The sequence below is a fragment of the Bacteroides sp. genome (assembly GCF_052357945.1).
Lineage (GTDB): Bacteria > Bacteroidota > Bacteroidia > Bacteroidales > Bacteroidaceae > Bacteroides.
Genome location: NZ_DAWCXD010000086.1, coordinates 1 through 20,908, shown reverse-complemented (window position 1 = coordinate 20,908; position 20,908 = coordinate 1). Strand labels below are relative to the sequence as shown.

General features: G+C 37.7%; 19 protein-coding genes and 2 pseudogenes. 7 read left to right on the top strand and 14 right to left on the bottom strand.

The window, feature by feature from the left end:
* Nucleotides 1-177 precede the first annotated feature (177 nt).
* The 7 genes from ACT8YW_RS15120 (at nucleotide 178) to ACT8YW_RS15090 (ending at nucleotide 6,613) form a co-directional block, all read left to right on the top strand.
* A complete protein-coding gene (locus ACT8YW_RS15120) occupies nucleotides 178-360 on the top strand; it encodes a hypothetical protein (protein WP_444105893.1) in 183 nt (60 codons plus the stop codon).
* Nucleotide 361: 1 nt separating this feature from the next.
* Entirely contained in the window at nucleotides 362-592 is a 231-nt protein-coding gene (locus ACT8YW_RS15115) for a hypothetical protein (RefSeq protein WP_444105891.1), read from the top strand.
* Nucleotides 593-594: 2 nt separating this feature from the next.
* A complete protein-coding gene (locus ACT8YW_RS15110) occupies nucleotides 595-825 on the top strand; it encodes a hypothetical protein (RefSeq protein WP_444105889.1) in 231 nt (76 codons plus the stop codon).
* 192 nt (nucleotides 826-1,017) lie between these two features.
* A complete protein-coding gene (locus ACT8YW_RS15105; protein ID WP_444105887.1) occupies nucleotides 1,018-3,417 on the top strand; it encodes a major capsid protein in 2,400 nt (799 codons plus the stop codon).
* Nucleotides 3,418-3,687: 270 nt separating this feature from the next.
* A complete protein-coding gene (locus ACT8YW_RS15100; RefSeq protein WP_444105885.1) occupies nucleotides 3,688-4,005 on the top strand; it encodes a hypothetical protein in 318 nt (105 codons plus the stop codon).
* Nucleotides 4,006-4,007: 2 nt separating this feature from the next.
* Nucleotides 4,008-5,057 (top strand): hypothetical protein, encoded by a 1,050-nt coding sequence (locus ACT8YW_RS15095; protein ID WP_444105883.1) that lies wholly within the window; start codon nucleotides 4,008-4,010, stop codon nucleotides 5,055-5,057.
* Nucleotides 5,058-5,224: 167 nt separating this feature from the next.
* Entirely contained in the window at nucleotides 5,225-6,613 is a 1,389-nt protein-coding gene (locus ACT8YW_RS15090; RefSeq protein WP_444105881.1) for a rolling circle replication-associated protein, read from the top strand.
* Nucleotides 6,614-6,701: 88 nt separating this feature from the next.
* Here the strand turns inward: ACT8YW_RS15090 and ACT8YW_RS15085 are convergent, their stop codons facing one another.
* From ACT8YW_RS15085 to ftsY, 14 genes and pseudogenes are all read right to left on the bottom strand, one after another.
* Nucleotides 6,702-7,823: a universal stress protein gene (locus tag ACT8YW_RS15085; RefSeq protein WP_281219554.1), complete on the bottom strand. Its 1,122-nt coding sequence runs from the start codon at nucleotides 7,821-7,823 to the stop codon at nucleotides 6,702-6,704.
* A gap of 77 nt (nucleotides 7,824-7,900) precedes the next feature.
* Nucleotides 7,901-8,191: a hypothetical protein gene (locus tag ACT8YW_RS15080; RefSeq protein WP_004295969.1), complete on the bottom strand. Its 291-nt coding sequence runs from the start codon at nucleotides 8,189-8,191 to the stop codon at nucleotides 7,901-7,903.
* A gap of 128 nt (nucleotides 8,192-8,319) precedes the next feature.
* Nucleotides 8,320-9,153: a tetratricopeptide repeat protein gene (locus tag ACT8YW_RS15075; RefSeq protein ID WP_444105879.1), complete on the bottom strand. Its 834-nt coding sequence runs from the start codon at nucleotides 9,151-9,153 to the stop codon at nucleotides 8,320-8,322.
* Nucleotides 9,154-9,170: 17 nt separating this feature from the next.
* Nucleotides 9,171-11,003 (bottom strand): annotated as a pseudogene (locus ACT8YW_RS15070) (BatD family protein).
* A gap of 31 nt (nucleotides 11,004-11,034) precedes the next feature.
* The gene (locus tag ACT8YW_RS15065; protein WP_004295972.1) at nucleotides 11,035-11,757 is read right to left on the bottom strand and encodes a tetratricopeptide repeat protein; all 723 of its coding nucleotides are present in this window, start codon (nucleotides 11,755-11,757) and stop codon (nucleotides 11,035-11,037) included.
* Between the two features lie 8 nt (nucleotides 11,758-11,765).
* Entirely contained in the window at nucleotides 11,766-12,794 is a 1,029-nt protein-coding gene (locus ACT8YW_RS15060) for a VWA domain-containing protein (protein ID WP_444105877.1), read from the bottom strand.
* A 45-nt stretch (nucleotides 12,795-12,839) separates the two neighbouring features.
* Nucleotides 12,840-13,823 carry a vWA domain-containing protein gene (locus tag ACT8YW_RS15055; protein WP_004295974.1) on the bottom strand — a complete coding sequence of 328 codons (984 nt, stop codon included), beginning with the start codon at nucleotides 13,821-13,823 and terminating at the stop codon, nucleotides 12,840-12,842.
* A 49-nt stretch (nucleotides 13,824-13,872) separates the two neighbouring features.
* The gene (locus ACT8YW_RS15050) at nucleotides 13,873-14,961 is read right to left on the bottom strand and encodes a hypothetical protein (RefSeq protein WP_008775675.1); all 1,089 of its coding nucleotides are present in this window, start codon (nucleotides 14,959-14,961) and stop codon (nucleotides 13,873-13,875) included.
* Entirely contained in the window at nucleotides 14,961-15,830 is an 870-nt protein-coding gene (locus ACT8YW_RS15045) for a DUF58 domain-containing protein (protein ID WP_004295976.1), read from the bottom strand. Before ACT8YW_RS15045 ends, ACT8YW_RS15050 begins: the two co-directional genes overlap by 1 nt.
* Nucleotides 15,831-15,913: 83 nt before the next feature.
* A complete protein-coding gene (locus tag ACT8YW_RS15040) occupies nucleotides 15,914-16,909 on the bottom strand; it encodes an AAA family ATPase (RefSeq protein WP_004295977.1) in 996 nt (331 codons plus the stop codon).
* 237 nt (nucleotides 16,910-17,146) lie between these two features.
* Complete coding sequence (locus ACT8YW_RS15035; RefSeq protein WP_444105875.1) at nucleotides 17,147-18,559, bottom strand: HU family DNA-binding protein; 1,413 nt, start codon at nucleotides 18,557-18,559, stop codon at nucleotides 17,147-17,149.
* Between the two features lie 12 nt (nucleotides 18,560-18,571).
* Nucleotides 18,572-18,844 carry an HU family DNA-binding protein gene (locus ACT8YW_RS15030; protein WP_008999633.1) on the bottom strand — a complete coding sequence of 91 codons (273 nt, stop codon included), beginning with the start codon at nucleotides 18,842-18,844 and terminating at the stop codon, nucleotides 18,572-18,574.
* Nucleotides 18,837-20,147, bottom strand: a complete 1,311-nt coding sequence (rimO, locus tag ACT8YW_RS15025) for a 30S ribosomal protein S12 methylthiotransferase RimO (protein WP_444105872.1) — start codon at nucleotides 20,145-20,147, stop codon at nucleotides 18,837-18,839. Before rimO ends, ACT8YW_RS15030 begins: the two co-directional genes overlap by 8 nt.
* Nucleotides 20,144-20,869: pseudogene (gene ftsY, locus ACT8YW_RS15020) on the bottom strand (signal recognition particle-docking protein FtsY); the annotation flags it as partial. The pseudogene ftsY and the gene rimO, both read right to left, overlap by 4 nt.
* Nucleotides 20,870-20,908: the final 39 nt, after the last annotated feature.

Here is a 20,908-nt window from a genome sequence, read left to right as displayed (position 1 = left end):
TGTCTTATTTTTTTTATTTAATAATTTATAGTAGTATTTGAAGGAACAGGTAAAATTCTTCATTTAAATAAAAATAGAAAAATGGAGTAAGATCATTATATTACTTCCTTTTTTCTATTAAACATAATATCTATTATTCCCATCTTTGTAGTGTGATAATTAAAACTACTTAATATTATGGCTGCAAAAAAAACGTTTATTTATGTTTATTCTGTTACCCTTACTAATGGTAAACACTGTGTTGATTTGACTTATAAAGGTACTTTTAGTCAAGTTCTTAAAAAAGCAAAGTTTGCTTGTCCTGTTGGTTGGTTTATTCGTGATATTGTTTCTGTTTCAATTGTACTTAAATCTGTTTAATATGAAAATATGTGAACGAAAAAACATGAAGGTTGAGTTTGAACGTCCTCGTGATTTTGATTTTACTGTAAATCGTGTGTTCTCTCGTGTTATTGACGGTCAACGTCAAACTGTCCTTGTGCCTGCTGGTTCCTTCTCGCTATTTGGTATTTCTTTATTGGAAGCTCGTGCTATCTGTAATAAAATATCTTGTACTGCTCATTATATTTGTACTTCTCATTTAATTGATTAATTATGGCAAAAGAACAACCTGAATACTTATTAAGAGTAACTATTGATGTACTTTACCGTGCCTCCCAAGAGCGTATCACTTCTTTCTTTCTTGGTGAATTTGATACTATCCGCAAGGCTGAAAAACTACGTGATAATTTGACACGTTATAACCCTGACAAGCTATTTCTAGCTAAATATGAACAAATTACTAATCCACAATTTAAAATTATTTCAAATGAAATTAACAAATGAACAAATTAAAGCAATTATTACAGCGGTGTGTACACTAATTACTACGGTGTCCGCTATCGTGCTCTCAACTGCGTGTACAATGTCCCTTTCTGTTTCTAAAAACAACTCCAACAGTACACAAAAGACGGAACAAACGTCTACCTCGTCTGTTGACTCAACTCACATTAATATTAACCCTAAAAACTTTTAACAATGGCTGATAACATCTTTGATGCTACCCTTGACGTCGATAATGACGTAAAAGTCAATAACTTTGACTGGTCTCATGCTAACAACCTTACTACGCAGATTGGTCGTATTACTCCTATCTTCTGTGACCTTGTACCTGCTAAGACTTCTTTCCGTGTAAATCCTCGCTTTGGTCTCCAGTTTATGCCTATGGTATTTCCTATTCAGACCCGCATGAAAGCTCGTATTTCATTTTACCGCTATCCTCTGCGTGCCCTTTGGAAAGACTATAAAGACTTTATTGGTAACTTCCGTGAAGGTCTTGAAGAGCCTTATATAGATTTTAATAGTACTGAAAAACTTAAAAAAATGGGTTCTACTGGTTCTCTCGGTGATTATCTCGGTTTGCCTACTACTGTAGTTGGTTCTTATGGCTCTTCTGTTCAATATACTGATATTCATTCTGTTTTGTTTCAGCAGGATTCAGGTCTATATACGTATGATATATCAGATAATCAAGGTGTATTGTCTGGTTCTCGTGGTGTTTATGATGCAGGTTCATTTCTTAAAAATTTACAGTTAGGTATGGATATTGTATCTGGTTCATTTTTTTCTTTATCATTTCCTGATACTACCGTACGTAATAGATTTCCTGTTGGTTCTGCCTTTTGTTTTTCTGGTTTAGTTCCTGCTGATAGTACTTTAGATGATGGTATACTTTGTGTTATTTCAGATACTTTACCTGATTCTTCTAATATTTTGCCGGATACTTGTTACTCTGCTATTGCTGTTAGTACTTCTAATCAAAATATTGTTTTTGATTTGCCTTTGTCTGTTTCTTTTAATGGTACTGAACAACAATTCAAACTTTCTTTTACTTCGGATTTCCTTTCTTATGTTAAAGCTCATCCATCTGAAACAATTACTTTTTATGTTATTTTGAATCCGTTTTTATCTTTAGGTCGTTATATTGAATATAATGGTTCTATTCGTAAATGGGCTGTTGATTTTATCCCCTCTTCTGGTTTTTCTGTTACTCCTTCCGGTGGAAATCAATCTTCTGGTTCTTGGAGTTGCTCTTTTGCTCTTTATGAAGATAGTGCGTATGTTAACCCTGTTTATGTTCGTGATAGTGATTCTGTTCATGAGATATCTCTTTCTACTTCTCCGTGGTATAATTCTACTTCTGAAAATAAGGACAAACAGCAAAAAATTCTTGCTTATGGCTTCCGTGCTTATGAAGGTATTTATAATGCCTTTATGCGTGATAACCGTAATAATCCGTATTATCTGAACGGTCAAGTTCAGTATAATAAATGGATTCCTAATGATGAAGGTGGTGTTGATAATGAATTGTATGAACTTCATTATGCTAATTGGGAAAAAGATTTTCTTACTACTGCTGTTCAATCTCCCCAGCAAGGTAATGCACCGCTTGTAGGTATTACTACTTATACTCAAACTGTTGACAATGGTGACGGTACACGTACCGAACTTATTAAAACCGCCCTTGTCGATGAAGATGGTAAAAAGTACGGTCTTTCCTTTAAATCTTCTGATGAAGGTCTTGAAGGTGTTGAATATGTAGAACTTGATAACGGCACGGCTGTTCGCCAGGCACGTAGTTTGTACGACTTGGCTACCTCCGGTATCTCTATTCCTGACTTGCGTATGGTAAATTGTTATCAAAAGTTCCTTGAACTCAATATGCGTAAAGGTTATAGTTATAAGGATATTGTTGAAGGTCGTTTTGCTGTTAAGGTTCGTTACGCTGACTTACTTCTTCCTGAATTTTTCGGAGGTGTTTCCCGTGATATTGATGTTAACAGTGTTACTCAAGTAGTAGACCAAAATGCTGCATCCGGTTCAGGTGATTATGCTACTGCTCTTGGTTCGCAATCTGGTCTTGCTGGTGTCCGTGGTGAAGCTAATGCTAATATAGAGTGTTTCTGTGATGAAGAGTCTATTATTATGGGTATTCTTGTTGTCACTCCTCTGCCTGTTTATACTCAACTATTGCCTAAACACTTCACTTACCGTGGTCTTATGGAACATTATCAACCTGAATTTAACTTGATTGGCTTCCAACCTATTAAATATAATGAGGTATGTCCTATTCAGGCTTATAATGATAACCCTGATTCTCTTACTGAAACATTCGGTTATAACCGCCCTTGGTATGAATACGCTCAAAAATATGATGTTGCGCACGGTTTGTTCCGTACTGACTTGTCTAACTTCTTGATGCATCGTGTATTTGACAAAAAACCTGCACTTGCAAAATCATTCCTTTTGGTTGACCCTGAACAGGTTACTGATGTGTTTGCCGTTACCGAAACAACTGATAAGATCTACGGTCAAATTTGGTTAGATTGTACGTGTAAACTTCCTATTGCTCGTGTTGCTATTCCTAGGTTAGATTAACGCGCGCGCTTCGTGTGTGCGAATAACTGTCTCTCTTAGTTTCAGACCCGGTTACTCTGCGATGGGGGGCCCCTCTGGGGGGAGCTGTCCGGCTCCTTGGGGGGTCCCCTTCTAGGGGGTGCTCCGGTTAGTTTAACCTAAACCCTTAAAGGCGGAAGCCGTCTATGAAAAAATCAATGCAAATTTTCCCCGCGGAGCGAACTTGGGTGCAGCGTCACGCTGCCGCTGTCCGCGTAGGACAAAAAAATATTAACTTTTAATTTTACTATTATGGCTAAACGTATTTTAAAAGCGCAATTGCGCCCTTGTACTTGTAAATTAAAAACAGGTGTTGATTATGAAATCACAAAACCCGGTCTTGCCTTGACACCTCAAAATATCAAAGAATTGACCGATAGAGGTATTGCCGTCAACCTTCCCAATGAAAAACAATTTCTTGAAGGTGACGCAATATCTACTGCTAAATCTTGGGATGTTGAACCCGTTTTCAAACGTTCCGCTGATATGTGTGAACTTTGGGAACTTGAACAAGTTGCCAAAAACAAAGTACTTAAAGCTCATAAAGTTGATAAACGTAAATTCGGTTAATTATGTTGTCTACTGCTATAGGTTTTGCCAGCTCGATAGCTGGCAATTTCGCTTCAAATAAAAATATTGATACTCAAATTGCTGCTCAAAAAGATGAAAATCAGAAAAATCGTGATTGGAATTTGAATTTAGCTAAACAGCAAAATCAATGGAATATAGACCAATGGAATAGAGAAAATGCTTATAATACTCCTGCTGCGCAAATGGCTCGTTATAAAGCTGCTGGTTTGAATCCTGATTTGATATATGGTCAGCAAAATTTGTCTGCTGCTTCTCCTGAAATGACTGCCGGAGAAGGTTCTCAACCTACTGATGTTTCTAATCTTGCTAATAAGCGTACTATTGGCGATATGGTTTCTCAAGCTGCTTCTACTCGTTTGACGAATGCACAGGCTAAACTTGCAGAAAGTCAAGCTAAAAAAACGGATTCAGATACAGAAGGTCAAAATATAACTAATGCTTGGCTTCCTGACCTTTTAAAAGGTGATGTTGATGTTAAATCTGCTGATGTTCGCCAAAAACTTTCTGCTGCTGGTTTGAATGATAAACAGATTGAAGTTGCTACCGAACAAATTAAAGTAATGCAACAAAGTGTAAAAGAATCTCAAAAAAAGATAGAAGATTTGCAGAGCCAAATGGAAAATCGTATTTTTCAACAAGTTCAAGCAATGCTTGAATATAACTTAAGAAAAGATAAACAACGTTATGAGATTTCTGAAATTCTATCTAAAGTTTCTGTTAATCGTAGCACTGCTAAGCGTATTATGGCAATGCTTCCGTATGATATAGCTGAATCTATTTCGAGGACAAATGTAAATGATGCTTCTGCTGCTCTTACCTTTTTAAAACAAGGTACGGAGAGGATTATTCAGGCTACTAGCCGTTTAGATGCTGCTCAAAAAACGGAAATGATTAAGGCTTTACAAACGGATAATTATGAAAAGCTTATGCAGCTTAATTCACATCTTAGTTCTGATGGTACTGAACATTTTCTGTCTAAGTGTTTTCGTTCTATTGAATTGATGGTAAAATCTGTCTCACCTCTTAAGTAAATTAAGCCGGATTGTTATCCGGCTTTTTTACGATTTCTTCCAAAATCGTCCGCTATAACTTGATATATATAGAGTAACTGACACGCCTTTGAAAATGAGCGTTTTAAACTAGCTTTCAGTTACGAATTGCCCTAAGTGCTCCTCCTGTGAGCTTATCCCCTATTTTTATGAAACAAATATATTGTGAGAATCCCGTAATTATACGGAATTCTAATCTTAAGTATCTTCTTACTACATATAAAACCTATCATACTCCTAATGGTGATACTACTATAACTAACTCGATTGCAGAGTATTTTAAATACTCCTTTCCTGAATGGAAATTTAATCCCTATCGCTTTGGTGTTACTTCTGATAATATAGATGATTACTATATCATTAATAAACATACTGGTGAAACTTTCCCTATGTTTATTCTTGTTCCCTGTGGTAAATGTGAACTTTGCCGTGATAAAAAGTCCCGTGAATGGGCTTTTCGTGCCATCTGTGAAAATGCTACATCTACCTCTATGCCCTACTTTCTTACGCTTACTTACAATAATGAACATTTGCCCAAATGTGGTATCTTTAAAGAGGAAATTCAATTATTTCTCAAACGTCTACGTATAAAACTAGATCGTCTAAATATATCTCATAACCTCCGTTATGTTGCTGTTGGTGAATATGGTTCTAAGTCTAAACGTCCACACTATCACATGATTCTTTGGAACTTCCCCAATGATTCTGAACACTTCCGTACTATTACTTCTGTCTTACACTTTATTGAATCCTGTTGGACTTGCTTCACTGGTAAATATAATTCTGATGGTTCTCCTATAATGGAATCTCTTGGCTTTGCTTACTGTCTCCCCTGTAAACAAGGTGCTATTTCCTATGTCATGAAATACATGAAAAAACAATTTCAACCTCCAAAAGGTAAAAACCCTTTGTTCTTCCTGACTTCCCGTAAAAATGGTGGTCTTGGTGCTGAATATGCTCGTAAATTCCTCGAACATTATCGTTCTCACCCTGATGATACAAAAATAACTGCTACTGACCCTTTCACTGGCTATACTCAAACTATGACTATGCCTGGATACTTCCGCCGTATCTACTTCCCTACTCTTTCCGTTGTGCTACCTAAACAAATCCGTGATGCTCACACTGAATTGTGTAAACTTATCTCTAAACGTATCTCTATTGCTCAAGTCCTCGACCCTACTTATAAATTCCATATTGAAGATAATGAAAAAACTATCCTTAAAAAATATTGGTTTCTTCCTACTCAAATCTGTCTAAAATCTATGTCTAAATATGTTGCATATTATAAAACTATGTCTATTACTCGCTTACAAAATGAATATATAGATAACTGTCTACGTGCTAATGAACTATGCCGTTATTTATACCTTGAAACTTATGATGAATCCTACTTAAAACAATGTCTACAATTACAAGAAAAAAGGCAGCAAAAAATGTCACTATTATATGATTCTTTGCCGCCTATGAATATACAGGATATAAAATATAACCTAATCTATCGTAGAAAGATTCAAGAAAATAAAGAGATTATTTAACTGTTTATTAATCATTTTTATGTTAAATTATTTGGTTGTAATATCTATTATTCCCTAATCTTGGATGCTCATTTTTTGCCTGATTTGATCAGCTGTTAATAACAAGCAATGGTGTATCTGAATGGAAAATCATTTTTCTGGCAATACTTGGATTAAATAATCGAGCAAATATATTCCTTTTGTAAGAAGTTAAAGTGATTATATCTATATGATTATCTTTGATATACTGATCAAGTCCTTTTAATAAATTATCATTCATCACTACGTCATAATGAATTTCAAGCCCCGGATATTGCTTGTGAAAATATTCTTTTATACCTGCTAGTTTTATTTCATTCCAGGTATCTTTAGAATCTGTAAGGTGTATCAAAGATACAGAAAAATGGAATGATTTCCAAGTATTAAAGAATGCCTCGAAAGCAATTAGATCTCTTTGATCAAAATTGGTAATAAAGGCAATCCGTTTTACTTCACTAAACTGTTTAAATGGTGTATTTTCCGGAATAGCCAATACAGCCGTGCGACTCCTGTCAATAACTTCAGCGGTTACACTGCCAATTAAATCAATGTCTTTCTGATTTTTGCCTCGGGTACCCATAATGATAACCATAGGACGCTGTTCTTTAGCATATCTTAAGATTTCCTCCTCTGGAATACCTTCACGTAAGATGCAGCTATATTTAACGTTGGGAAATTCGCCTGATGCAACTTTTTCTTTTATCTTCTCTGATAAAGCATTGAGATCAGAATGGACTTTTTGGATAATCGTTTTTACAGATTCTTCATCTCCAATCTGGTAATTGAAAACATCCCCATAAGGCAACGACGATGCATAAATAGGCGTGAAATAGACATGCAACAGGATGACTTCTGCATTTTCTGTTTTTGCCAAGTTGAATGCAAATTCACATGCTTTCATCGAATAATTAGAGAAGTCGACGGGAATTAAAATCTTATTTGATTTATCTTTTACTTTGGGCTCCTTCTCTCCCACTATACTTTCAGACAGCCATGTAGAACTTTCTGTTATTTTCAAAGCACGTGGCAGATCGCTTTCTTTAATTCGTAAACGCACTCCCGATGAAACAACCGGTTGTATTTGATTAACGTTATGAATGTAGGTTTCTATACCTTCATTTTCCAAGACATTCTTTAAGATCTGCGCTTTGGTGTATGTCAGAATGGCCAGGGTTACTAATTTGTCTTCCATAAATGTACATTTTATAAGGTGAAAACAAATAAGAAATCCCAATTGTTTGATTCAATTGGGATTCAGTTTGTTATATTTTAAACTTGCACAGATTCGGTAGCCTGTTCTTTTTGCATACTCATATTCAATTCATCTAGGATTTTTAAAGCCCGATCAAGAACGGTCGTGTCATCCAACATTACAAGCCCACCATCTGGACCGGGCTCGAGATGTATTCCGACGCTTTTTCCCTCCTTGAAATTGTGTCCTCCGAAGAAGTTTCGCACTGTATCTACGTGCAAACCAAGTTCGTCTGCTATTCTATGCATGCTACCGCTAGGCAATGAATCTTTAATCTTGCGAAGTTCATTAAACGTTATTGTTCTCATGTCTCATAAATTTAATGGTTAATACTATGTGATTTTTTTATCACGCTATAAACTTAAGCAAAAAAAAAGATAAAACAAATTATTTGCTTATCTTTTTTTCTTGAATATATAAAATCTATTAATGACCTTTATATCACCTCGATAGCAGAAGCAGGTACCCACCCGACTTTTCCATCTTCCAGTCGAATTTCTTTCCATTCTTTCATAGAGTTGTCTTTGACACTTACCTTTCTCCCTTCATGGAGAATAAACAAGCTAGTCCCACTCTCACTTGGAGTACTTCGTACTGTTACACTCGGATTCATTACTATCGCCTCACTTCGATTAACCAAATGCTCTTTTTGTTGCGAAGCAAAAAGATTAGAGCAAACAGTGACAATCAGCAAAATGATTCCTGATATGAATCCTATTTTCTTTAACATAATCTGTTTGGAGAATATAAAGAAATAGAGAGCGATAATCAATAGAATAAAGGAGACAATACCCCATGTGGCCCATGCATCTACACTCATACTATTTGTCAGAGACTTGATCCATGAAACAAAGAACACTTCAGGAACAGGTTCAACCTTGTCTATTGTTTTTGCACGTGCCACTTCAAGATTAGCACGGATGTCACCATTTCCTGGTTGTAATAGCAGAGCACGCTCATAATTTAAAACAGCTTTCGCTATCTCCCCTATTTTATAATAACTATTTCCCAGATTGTAATAGACGTCGGCAGCTTCTCCATTTTTCAGTAATGCTTCATATATCTGAATAGCTGCTGCATAATCTTCTTTTATATATGCGGAATCTCCTTCAACTTTTGTTGCATCTTCCAGTGTATTACTGGAAAATGTGGTATGCGAAGCGTGGATAGAATCAACTCCATTCGTTTGCCTAGTATCAATGCTTAACGAATCTTGTCCGAAACAAGTAAGCGACATTGATAATAATATAAAAAATAATATCTTTTTCATGACTAATCTCTTCTGGGTTAATGTTTTATTGAATTCTCCATTTTGCTTATTACTTCTATTGAAGAAGAATAAACTTTATCCATAGCTTGATTCTCATCACCTGGAGCAAACCGGGCAAATTCACAATCATTCAATGCATTCAGGAATTCTTTGATTAGTTCCTCATTTACTCCGTGATTTCTTAGTTTCTCTTCAATATTATCTTTAGATAAACGAGATACCGGAATATTCAGTTTGTCACTTATATATCCCCACAATGCCTTGAATACTTCAGCGTAGAAAGCAAGTTATTTATTTTCGGAGAGTAATTTTACTGCAAGCTTCATAAGATTCGTGGCTAAGTTATTTGCTTTCTTCGTACGCATTTTAGCAACATTTGCATTTTCAGCAGCTTGCTTACGATAAATAATAAAGAAAAGAATAAAAGCAAGAGCTGGAATGATATAGAACAACCAATATGTCATTGAACCATAGAAGAAACTTCCTTTAGGTTGGAGAGTAACTTCATTCTGTTTGATATAACGGATGTCTTCACCTAATACTTTCAAGTCCTCTTTATTCGTGAAGTTAGCAATTACTTGATCCGCATTACCTGCACCTTTCTCAACATTTACTACATAATCTTCTGTTTTCAGTGTTTTGTAAGACTTCGAGCGAATATCAAAATAGCTGAAAGATACTCCCGGAATCTTATATGTTCCGGCATGTCTCGGAATTGCCAAATATTCAATAACCTTATTGCCTGTGAGTCCTTCCCGGGTTAATCTGACTTGATTGTCTACTTTGGGATCATATACTTCAAAGTCATCCGGGAATTTAATTTCCGGATTAGAAATCAACTTTAGGTTACCTGTACCGGATATTACCAGTTTAATAGTAATAGCATCATTGGTTTTCAGTTCCTTACTGTTGATAGAAGAAGATATGTTGAACTCTCCCACTCCACCTGAGAAATCTGCAGGTTTACCCGTAGGAAGCGGATTGACATTTATTGCTATCTTAGGAGTGGAAATGTTTTTTTTAATTTCAATGACATTACTTCCTCCATTGAAGAAAGCGTCAAAAGGATCATCTGATTGCACAGGTTTTCCGATAGTCATCTGGAACTGTGCTGGATCAATATATAGCTTTCCTGATTGTTGCGGGAAGAGAACAAACTGGCGATAAACCGTTGTATAGTAATTACGTCCCTGATAATGTTCGGGAGTCCATCTTGCATTGGTTGTCATTTCTATTTCTTGAGAATGGAAACCTTTAAAGTCTGGCAATTTCGCATTATTAAGTTGTAGATTGGATTCTCTGGTGTATATTTTATAGGTCAGAACAAATGCTTCCTGTTCATACACATTCGTTTTACTGGCACTTGCCATAATAAAAAGGTCTTGATTAGAGACACTTGTGCTAGATGAGGAATGTATAGAACCACCACTACTACTATTATTTTGTCCGTTATTGCCACCTTGATCTTGTGGCAATACTTTAATCTTTACTGAGTTTGACACCATTTGGTCACCATCGGCAACAATGGAGGCACCGGGTATTGTGTATTCTCCGGCATTATTAGCCATTAATATGTATGTAAATGTAATACTACTAGTAGATGTAACATTACCATTCACTATTTGAGTACTACTTTGTTGTGAACGGCTTGGGCCCATCAATACATCAAAACCTTTGATTGATGGTGCCCGAAAATCTTTCACTTTTTGTGTAGTTACAATATACGACAGCCTGAATTGTTCGCCTACTACCACTGCATCAGGAGCAGAAGCAGTAAAAGACACCTTATCAGCAAACACATGAGTGCTATATGCTATCAATGCCATCAATATAATAATCAGTTTTTTCATTGCTTATGAAATTTATATCATCAACTTTATATTACCAATCTTTTTCCAAGCGACCGCCTTGCATAACTTTTTGTTGCTTCTTCACTTTATCCTGCACATCTTTTTCGTCCTGCATGACAGAGTTCAGTAATTGTTCAGCATTCTCCTTTGACATCTGATTGTCTTGTTTCTTTTCAGATTTCGGTGGTTGCTGCTGATCTTTCTTTTCATCTTGTTTCTGATCCTTCTGTTTGTCTTTATTCTGGTCCTGTTTCTGATCTTGCTTTTGCTGATCTTTGTTTTGGTCCTGATTTTGATCTTGATTCTGCTGATTTTGTTGGTCTTTCAGCATTTTCTGTGCGAGAGCCAAATTGTACCGGGTTTCATGATCGGTAGGATTATTACGCAGTGACATTTTATATGCATCTACAGCTTTGGCATAGTCTTTACCAGCCTGGAAAATTACTCCCATATTGTGATAAATATGGGCGAGTTTCATTTTATCTTTTTCTATTTTGCTGGCTGATACATATTGTTCCATGGCATCCTGAAACTTTTGCTGTTGCGAAAGGGTATTTCCCAGATTATACATGGATACCGTAGACTTGGGATTAGCTTCCAAGGCCTTCCGGTAATTCACCTCTGCATCAACAAATACGCTATCATTAAACAGACGGTTTCCCTTACGGATATAGTCGCGTTCTGCTTTCTGAGCCGATACACCAGCTGCCGCTAACAGAAATACAGCGAATAGAATATATTTACTTTTTAACATACGTATAACTATTTCTTATTAGAAAACAGGTGAATGTTCTTAAATAAAGGATTTTTGCGATCCAGAATTAAGATTTCTGCCAATAACAATAGTAGAATAACCCATGTAATAGCCTGGAATTGTTCGTTAAACTCCGTATATACTTTCGACTCTACATCAGACTTCGCCATTTTATTCACTTCTTGATTGATGGCCTTTTGGGCTGAATTAGAATTATCTACTCGTACATATATACCTTTTCCTTCTTTTGCAATTTCCTGACACATAGCTTCATTCAAACGGGTAACGATCACATTACCTTCCCGGTCGCGGCGGTAATCATTCGTTCCTTCCACCGGTATTGGAGCACCATCAGGCATACCTACTCCCAATACACTTACCTGAATACCCTTTTCTGCCGCAGCTTTAGCAGCTTCCACTGCACCACCTTCATGATTTTCACCATCAGTAATAACAATAATGGCGCGTCCTACCCCTTCTTGCGGGGTGAAACTACGGGCTGCTAGATTGATTGCTTCTCCAATGGCTGTACCCTGTTTAGAAATTAAGGAAGGACTAATGGATTCTAAGAACATCTTAGCGGAAATATAGTCACTTGTAATTGGCAGCTGTGTAAAAGCGTCACCGGCAAATACAATCATACCTACCTTATCATTATCAAGCTCATCTACTAACCTGGATATTAATCTTTTTGCTTTTTCTAAACGGCTAGGCTGTACATCCTGCGCTAACATAGAGTTTGAAATGTCCAAAGCAATAATTACCTCTACTCCCTTACGTTTAACCGTTTCCAGTTTTGAACCGAATTGAGGGCGTGCCAGTAATACGGAGAACAAACCAATAGCAACAAAAATAATCCAGAATTTTACATCCGGACGATATTTGGATACGTCAGGCATTAACTGAGCCAACAAAGTCGGATCTCCGAAACGTCGGATATTCTTTCTCCTCTTGTAATTGGAATACAAGTAGAAAGCTGCTAAAAAAGGTAATAGCAACAATAAATATAAATATGTAGGTTCTCCAAATCGAAACATCTTCTTACTATTTTATGATTGGCAAATAACGATTGACAAACATCCTTATGGAATTTTCTTGAGTACCGAATTACGTAATAGTACTTCCAACAAGACACAGAGGAAAGCTGCTAAAGCAAACCAATGATATTCTTCGTCCCGCTTACTATACTCTTTTACATTCAGTTTCGTCTTTTCCAGTTTATCAATTTCTTCATATACTTCTTTAAGCTTCGAGTTGCTCGTAGCCCGGAAATAGTTACCATCTGTCGTTCCGGCAATCTCTGTCAATGTCTTTTCATCAATTTCTACCGGCATACTTACATATTGCACCGTATTTCCGACTGGATAAGGATAAGGAGCCATTCCATTGGTACCTACTCCGATGGTATATACACGAATACCAAAGCTTTTTGCTATTTCTGCCGCTGTCATAGGCGAAATATCTCCCTTGTTATTTGTACCATCCGTCAATAGGATAATAACTTTGGATTTCGCTTTGCTATCTTTTAAGCGGGTTACAGCATTTGCAATACCCATACCGACAGCAGTACCGTCAGTGATAAGACCACATTTGATATTATGTATCATATCCAACAATACAGCATGGTCTACAGTCAACGGACATTGGGTGAAAGTTTCTCCTGCAAATAATGTAATACCGATATTATCATTGGGACGTCCATTGATAAACTCTGCAGCTACGTCTTTAGCAGCTTCCAGTCTGTTCGGCTTCAAGTCTTCAGCCAGCATACTGGTAGAAACGTCGATAGCCAGCATAATATCAATTCCTTCTATCTCACTGTTCTGCCATTTATTAGTAGTTTGCGGGCGTGCAAGAACCAAAATAACCAGTACTAAAGCAAGGCAGCGTAATAGAAATGGAACATGCAACAAATAATTCTTATAACTTTTAGGTGTATGCGCATATACCCGGGCATCTGAAATTTGAAGAGTTGCTTCACTTTTCTTTTGCTTCAGGATATACCATACAATATACGGTATAAGCAATAATAGCAAAAACAGATATTCAATATTGGCAAAAACCATTTTATTTATGATTTAACAGTTTACTATTTAGTATTAAGCTATACATCCTTTATACAAAAAGATTGTATAACTGTAGACCTATATATATAAAGGTACCGATCAATGCTGCTGATAACAATGCAATTCCACAAATCAGCATAGCTTTAACACGTAAAGAACGTTTCTCAATAATAGTGATTTCCGTTGGTTGCGGTTTCTGATTTTCCTCTTCCGGTTGTTTGGTCTCATTGATAAAATCAATGGCATTAATCAAATTGGCATCGTTTTCATTCATCTGAGGATTATGCTTGGCGAACTTCACTAAATCAGCAGTCTGGAACAATAGTTTTAGGTCTGATATGGCCTCTTTATCATTCATTTCCAATAACTGATCGATTATTTCAGAAGAAGTCATTTCCAATGCATTAAATCCGAAACGATCCTTAATATATGTACGAATAGCATCGGTAAGTTCGGTATAGTACTCCTTCGATAGCCCTTTCTGCCATACCTTCTCTGTCTTGATACGTTCTATCTCTTTCATTGCAGCCTGATGTGGCGGCAATTTAGGTTCAACTTTAATTTTACGGATAATCGGTTTATTATCACGTATGCGAACAATCAGATAGATCAGCAAGCCAAGCAAAGGTAAAGCCAAGAATGAACAAGCGATCAATCCATACCAGTCTTCCCATGCAAAAGGAGCTTTCATCACAGGTTTTTGTCCGAAGAACTGGTCCGGATGTAAGGTGTCAACCGGCATTGAATATACTTTTAATGCGAGAGCTTTGGAGTTGTACACTTTCCCATCTACGGTAACCGGCATTGGCGGCAGATAATATAGAGCAGAGTCAAAAGAAGTGATAATGTACTCCTGCGTAATCACCATCCGCTGACGATCATTCAGGAATTGGGTATCTGGTTTGACTGTTTCTATAATTTCCACACCTCTTACCAGTGTATCAGTGTAAGCGGGAAAAATAGCACGCTGTTTGGCATCCATGGCTACTTGCAGTTGCACTTTCGCCTGTTCGCCGATCAGTATCTGCAGTGAATCAATTTTTGCTTCTACTGTAACAGACTGTGCTACTGCTTTACTGACAAACAATAGACCTAATAATGCTATCAGAATAATATTTCTATTCATCTTTGATTCCATTAATTTCGTTTGGCAAATAAATTCAACAATGCCTTTACGTAATCCTGATCGGTTCTGACGGATACAGCATCTACGTTACTTTTGGTAAAGGTATCGTTCAGTTCAGTCTGCTTTTGTATCCACCAGTCGCGATGTGCCCGGCGTACAGCTTTGGAAGAGGTGTCAATCCATTGTTCATGCCCAGTTTCTGCATCTTTGATTCGCATCAGTCCTACTGGAGGAAGATCACTGACTCTCCTGTCGTATACTTGCAATGCTACTACATCATGTTTCCTGTTAGCAATGGTCAGCGCATTCTTAAAGCTTTCCTGGTCAATAAAATCTGATAAGATAAATGCAGTGCAACGCCTTTTCATTACGTTTGTCAAATATTCCAAAGCAAGACGAATATTTGTGCGACGGCTTTCCGGTTGGAAATCAATTAATTCACGGATAATATACAAGATATGTTTACGTCCTTTCTTGGGAGGAATAAACTTCTCTATCCGGTCTGAAAAGAAAATCACACCTATTTTATCATTATTCTGGATGGCAGAGAAAGCAAGAGTAGCAGCGATTTCCGTCACCATATCTTTCTTTAACTGCTTGATCGTACCAAATTCCAAACTTCCGGAAACATCAACCATTAACATAACTGTCAGTTCACGTTCTTCTTCAAACACTTTCACATAAGGTTTATTGAAGCGCGCAGTCACATTCCAGTCTATGTCACGTATATCATCACCGAATTGATATTCACGGACTTCCGAAAATGACATCCCCCTACCTTTGAAAGCCGAATGATACTGGCCTGCAAAGATATTGTTAGACAATCCTCGTGTCTTTATTTCAATTTGGCGAACTTTTTTTAGTATTTCACTTGTTTCCATTTATACAGTAGTTAATTAGTAGGTAGTTAAGTAGTCATGCATAGATATTTATGACTACTTATTGACTGTATTATAACTACAAATTAGGGTACTTCAACCTTATTCAGAATCTTACTGATGATTTCGTCCGAAGTCATGTTGTTAGCTTCAGCTTCGTATGTCAATCCGATACGGTGACGAAGAACATCATGTGCTACAGCACGTACATCTTCCGGAATAACGTAGCCGCGACGTTTGATGAATGCATACGTACGAGCAGCTAAAGCCAGATTGATAGACGCACGAGGTGAACCTCCGAATCCGATCATATCTTTCAGTTCCTTGAGATCATATTTTTCAGGGAAACGAGTTGCAAATACAATATCTACAATATAACGCTCGATCTTCTCATCCAAATAGACTTGACGAACAACCTTACGTGCTTCAATAATTTCATCCGCTCTTAGAATAGGTTTCACATTAAACTTCTCACCATTGATATTCTGACGAATAATCAATTTTTCTTCTTCCAACTTCGGATAATCAATGACTACTTTCAGCATGAAACGGTCAACCTGTGCTTCAGGAAGCGGATAAGTACCTTCCTGTTCGATAGGATTCTGAGTTGCCAATACAAGGAAAGGTTCCGGTAACATGAATGTTTCTTTACCAATAGTAACTTGACGTTCCTGCATTGCTTCCAGCAAAGCACTTTGTACTTTTGCAGGAGCACGGTTAATTTCATCAGCTAATACAAAGTTAGCGAAAATAGGTCCGCGCTGCACTTTAAAAGATTCATCTTTCTGACTGTAAACCATTGTACCGATAACGTCTGCAGGCAATAAGTCCGGCGTAAACTGGATACGGCTATATTTCGCATCAATCAGAGAAGCGAGTGTCTTAATAGCCAAAGTTTTCGCCAAACCAGGCACACCTTCCAAGAGGACGTGTCCATCGGAAAGTAATCCGATAAGCAGTGATTCAACCAAATGTTTCTGACCAACAATGATTTGGTCCATACCTGTCGTAAGATTGGTAACGAAAGCACTTTGTCTTTCAATCCGCTCATTTAGCTCGCGGATATCAATTGATTCAGCCATAAATACTTAATATTTTATTATTTAAATCCCATTAATTTTATGTAAGCCTTGCCTGTGTCATAAGGCTTTTTATTTTGCCCCAAAAGTACGCCATATAATTAACGATTGCAACTAATTTTTATTAAAAAACAATGCGAAATCTTTAGATTAAGGTACTTTCATACGCTTTTGTACATCCATAACACTTCACCCGACCAATACAGGATTTGCATGGTCGGGTGAATGGATTATAACTACTTATTCTTTTGTGAGTTCCGGTATTTCAATAGTTGTGCCATACGGTACATTGTTGGGGTTCTTAATAACCTTCGGATTGTGTTTCACAATGTATGGCCACATTGCCTTTGTACCATAAAAACGCAAGGAAACCCTAGTCAAAGTTTCTCCTTCTTTGATTGTATATTTTGTCTTGGTTCCCGTAATCTTATAAGATGCTGAATCCAGATAGGCAGAAGTAGCAGGTTGTTGTGTAACCGTTTGAGGTTCTGCTTTGACAGGAATAGCTTCTTCTTTTTTGGCAACCGGTTGTGTCGTGGTAGCGACTTTGGATACATCAGGCGTTATTATCTTTGTAGTATCCTTATGTGCAATCGTATCAGAAAGTTGCGCTTCCGGTTGAACGGGTTGAGTCGTCACAGGCGGCATATCCAGTGCATTCTTGTCAGATGAAGAAGAAAATAAATCCGGATAATAAATAAATAGAATGACACCTCCACATAATAACAAAACGACTACAATAACAGCTATTAAATAAGGTACAGGAGATTTTTCCTTCACCGGGGCTGTCTTTTTAGAAACCGGTTGGGATACTTGTTTCGGTTGGACCGGCTTTATCGTTTCTTTTTCAGCAGGAGGCACTATGGGAGTCACAGGTTGCAGATTTGCTTTTAGAAGCTCTTGCTCTATAATCTTTTCGGCAGTGATCTTTTCTTTTTCTTCTTCTATAGATGCTGGTTGCTGTTCATCGATTGTCACTTCCTCCTCCGGAACCTCTTCATCTTCCAACTGTTCTACCTTTTCTTCGATATTAGTCTCTGTAATGATCTCTTCAGGCTCTTTAGGAGATGTCTGTTCTGTCAATTCCTGTACTATTGCAGATTCCTCAGTAATAGCAAGTTCTTCAATGGACTCTTCCACAAGTGGGCGACTGGCTATTTGCTCTTCTTGAATCGGCTCTTCTTCTGAAAGATTATCAGTACCTTCATTTTCTTCTATCGCAGTAGTTTCAGAATTATCCCCCATCTCATTCGAGACTGCCTGTGCTGACGCTTCCTCTCCTGTTTCTTCTTCCTCAGTCTCTTCTATTGGAGTATCTTCCAGAATTGTATTTTCATTCAACACAACAGTCTCAAAGTGTGCAAAAGGTTTGTTTATCGTATCCCTTAAATTTGCATCCGGAGAAAATGAGACTTTTGTATGTCCTTTTATCTGGAAACGCTCGCCTGTGTTGACATTGACACTTTCCCGGCTATCTACATCAATAAGTTTGAAAGTTCCCAATCCTTTGATTTTTACAGTCTTTTCGTTCTCCAAGGCTTGTTCTATCAAGAGGAAAAACTCTTTAACAAACGCTTCGGCGTCTTTCTTGGTCATGCTATGTTTGGCTGCCAATAAGTCAGTAAGGTCTTGAATTGTTAGTCTTTCATTCATAACGGGAAATATTTATTTAAACTTATCTTTCAATGTATTGCTAGGTCTATACGATAATACCAATTTAGGTGGAACCAGCATGCGTTGTTTGCTTGCCGGGTTGATTGAAATCCGTTCCGCTTTCTTTTTCACTTCAAAAGAACCGAATCCTTGAATTGCAACCACATTACCTTCTTCCAATTCTTGTGTCATACTGGACAACAAAGAATTCATCAATTCGGAAGTATCCTTGATTGTGTATCCCAATCTTTCCGCTAGTTCGGATGTAAATTCCTTATTATTCATAGTCATTTATAATCTTTGCATATAAATCAAAATCGTCTGCATTCATCACTTCTACCTGATAAAACTGTCCGATCTTAAGCTCTCTCTCTGAACGATCAATCAATACTTCCGGATCTACTTCCGGTGAATCAAATTCTGTTCGTCCGATATAATAATCTCCTTCCAGACGATCGATGATAACTTTCATCTGTTTACCGATTTTTTCCGCACTTAACTCAGCTGAAATACCTTGTTGGATATCCATCAATTCATCAAGTCGGGCTTGTTTAACCTCTTGTGGGATAGAATCTTCGTATGTTTCTGCAGCGTAAGTCCCTTCTTCTTCGGAATATGCGAAAGCACCCATCCGATCAAAACGTACTTTACGTACAAATTCTTTGAGATCCTCGAAGTCTTCCTCAGTTTCTCCGGGATGTCCTACCATTAAAGTCGTCCTCAGGTGAATGCCCGGCACTTCTTTACGGAATTGTTCGATCAATTGGTAGGTATCCTCTTTGCTCACTTGTCGGCGCATTAACTTCAACATGTTGTCACTGATGTGCTGAAGGGCAATGTCCATGTATTTACATACATTATCACGTTCGCGCATAACCCGGAATAAATCTGTTGGGAAATGTGCTGGATAGGCATAATGCAGGCGAATCCATTCCACCCCGGGTATATCAGAAATACGCTCAATCAATTCCGGAAGCATTTGTTTCTTATACCGGTCTATGCCGTAATAAGTCAATTCCTGTGCGATCACCTGAAATTCTTTCACGCCTTGCGATACCAAGTATCGTACTTCGTCCAGAATTTCTTCCATTGGTTTGGAAATATGGTGTCCTGTAATAATAGGGATAGCACAATAAGAACATTTACGGTCACATCCTTCTGAAATTTTCAGGTAAGCATAATGCTGGGGAGTTGTCAATGTCCGTTCGATATATAATTCATCGTGATAGACCTTTCCCAAGTCCTGTAAAAGCTCCTTCCAATTAAACTTCCCATAAAATTTATCTACCTGTGGTATCTCAACAGCTAATTCCTTGAGATAGCGTTCGGAAAGACAACCCATCACGAAAAGTTTCTTTAAATCCCCTTCTTCCTTTCTTTCAGCGAACTCCAGAATCATATTTATGGATTCTTCTTTGGCATCACCAATGAAACCACATGTATTGATTACCGCAATTTCTCCTTGCGGATTTTCAGTGTCATGAGTTACGCTGTATCCGACTTCCTCCAATTGGCGCATTAGCTGCTCGGAGTCAACCAGATTTTTAGAACATCCTAAAGTAATTATATCTATTGTCTTTCTTTTCATGCATTTTCTCCAAACAAGGAATCAACGAATTCATTTTTACGGAATACCTGTAAGTCTTCCATGCCTTCGCCTAGTCCGATATACTTAACAGGAATCTTGAATTGATCGGAAATACCAATCACAACACCACCTTTGGCGGTTCCATCAAGCTTAGTGATGGCCATAGCGGTAACTTCCGTCGCCAAAGTAAATTGTTTGGCTTGCTCAAATGCATTTTGTCCGGTGGAACCGTCCAGTACCAATAAAACTTCATCCGGTGCATCAGGTACCACCTTCTTCATCACATTCTTAATTTTGGTCAGCTCGTTCATTAAGCCCACCTTATTGTGCAGACGACCGGCTGTATCAATAATAACCACGTCTGCGTTATTGGCAACAGCCGAACTAAGGGTGTCATAAGCTACAGATGCGGGATCTGCTCCCATTTTCTGTTTGACTACGGGAACTCCTACCCGTTCTCCCCAAATCATTAGCTGTTCCACAGCTGCAGCGCGGAAAGTGTCGGCGGCTCCCAGGTAAACGGATTTACCTGCTTTCTTGAATTGGTAAGCCAGTTTACCAATGGTCGTAGTTTTACCTACCCCATTTACTCCCACAACCATAATGACATAAGGTTTTCTTGCGATGGGTACGTCGAAATCAGCTACATCACCCGAATTATTTTCAGTAAGCAGAGCTGCTATTTCGTCTCGTAATTTTCGATGCAGTTCCTGTGTAGTTACCTAGGTCTCTGCTGCTGGACGGTTTGCGTTGCGGTTGTT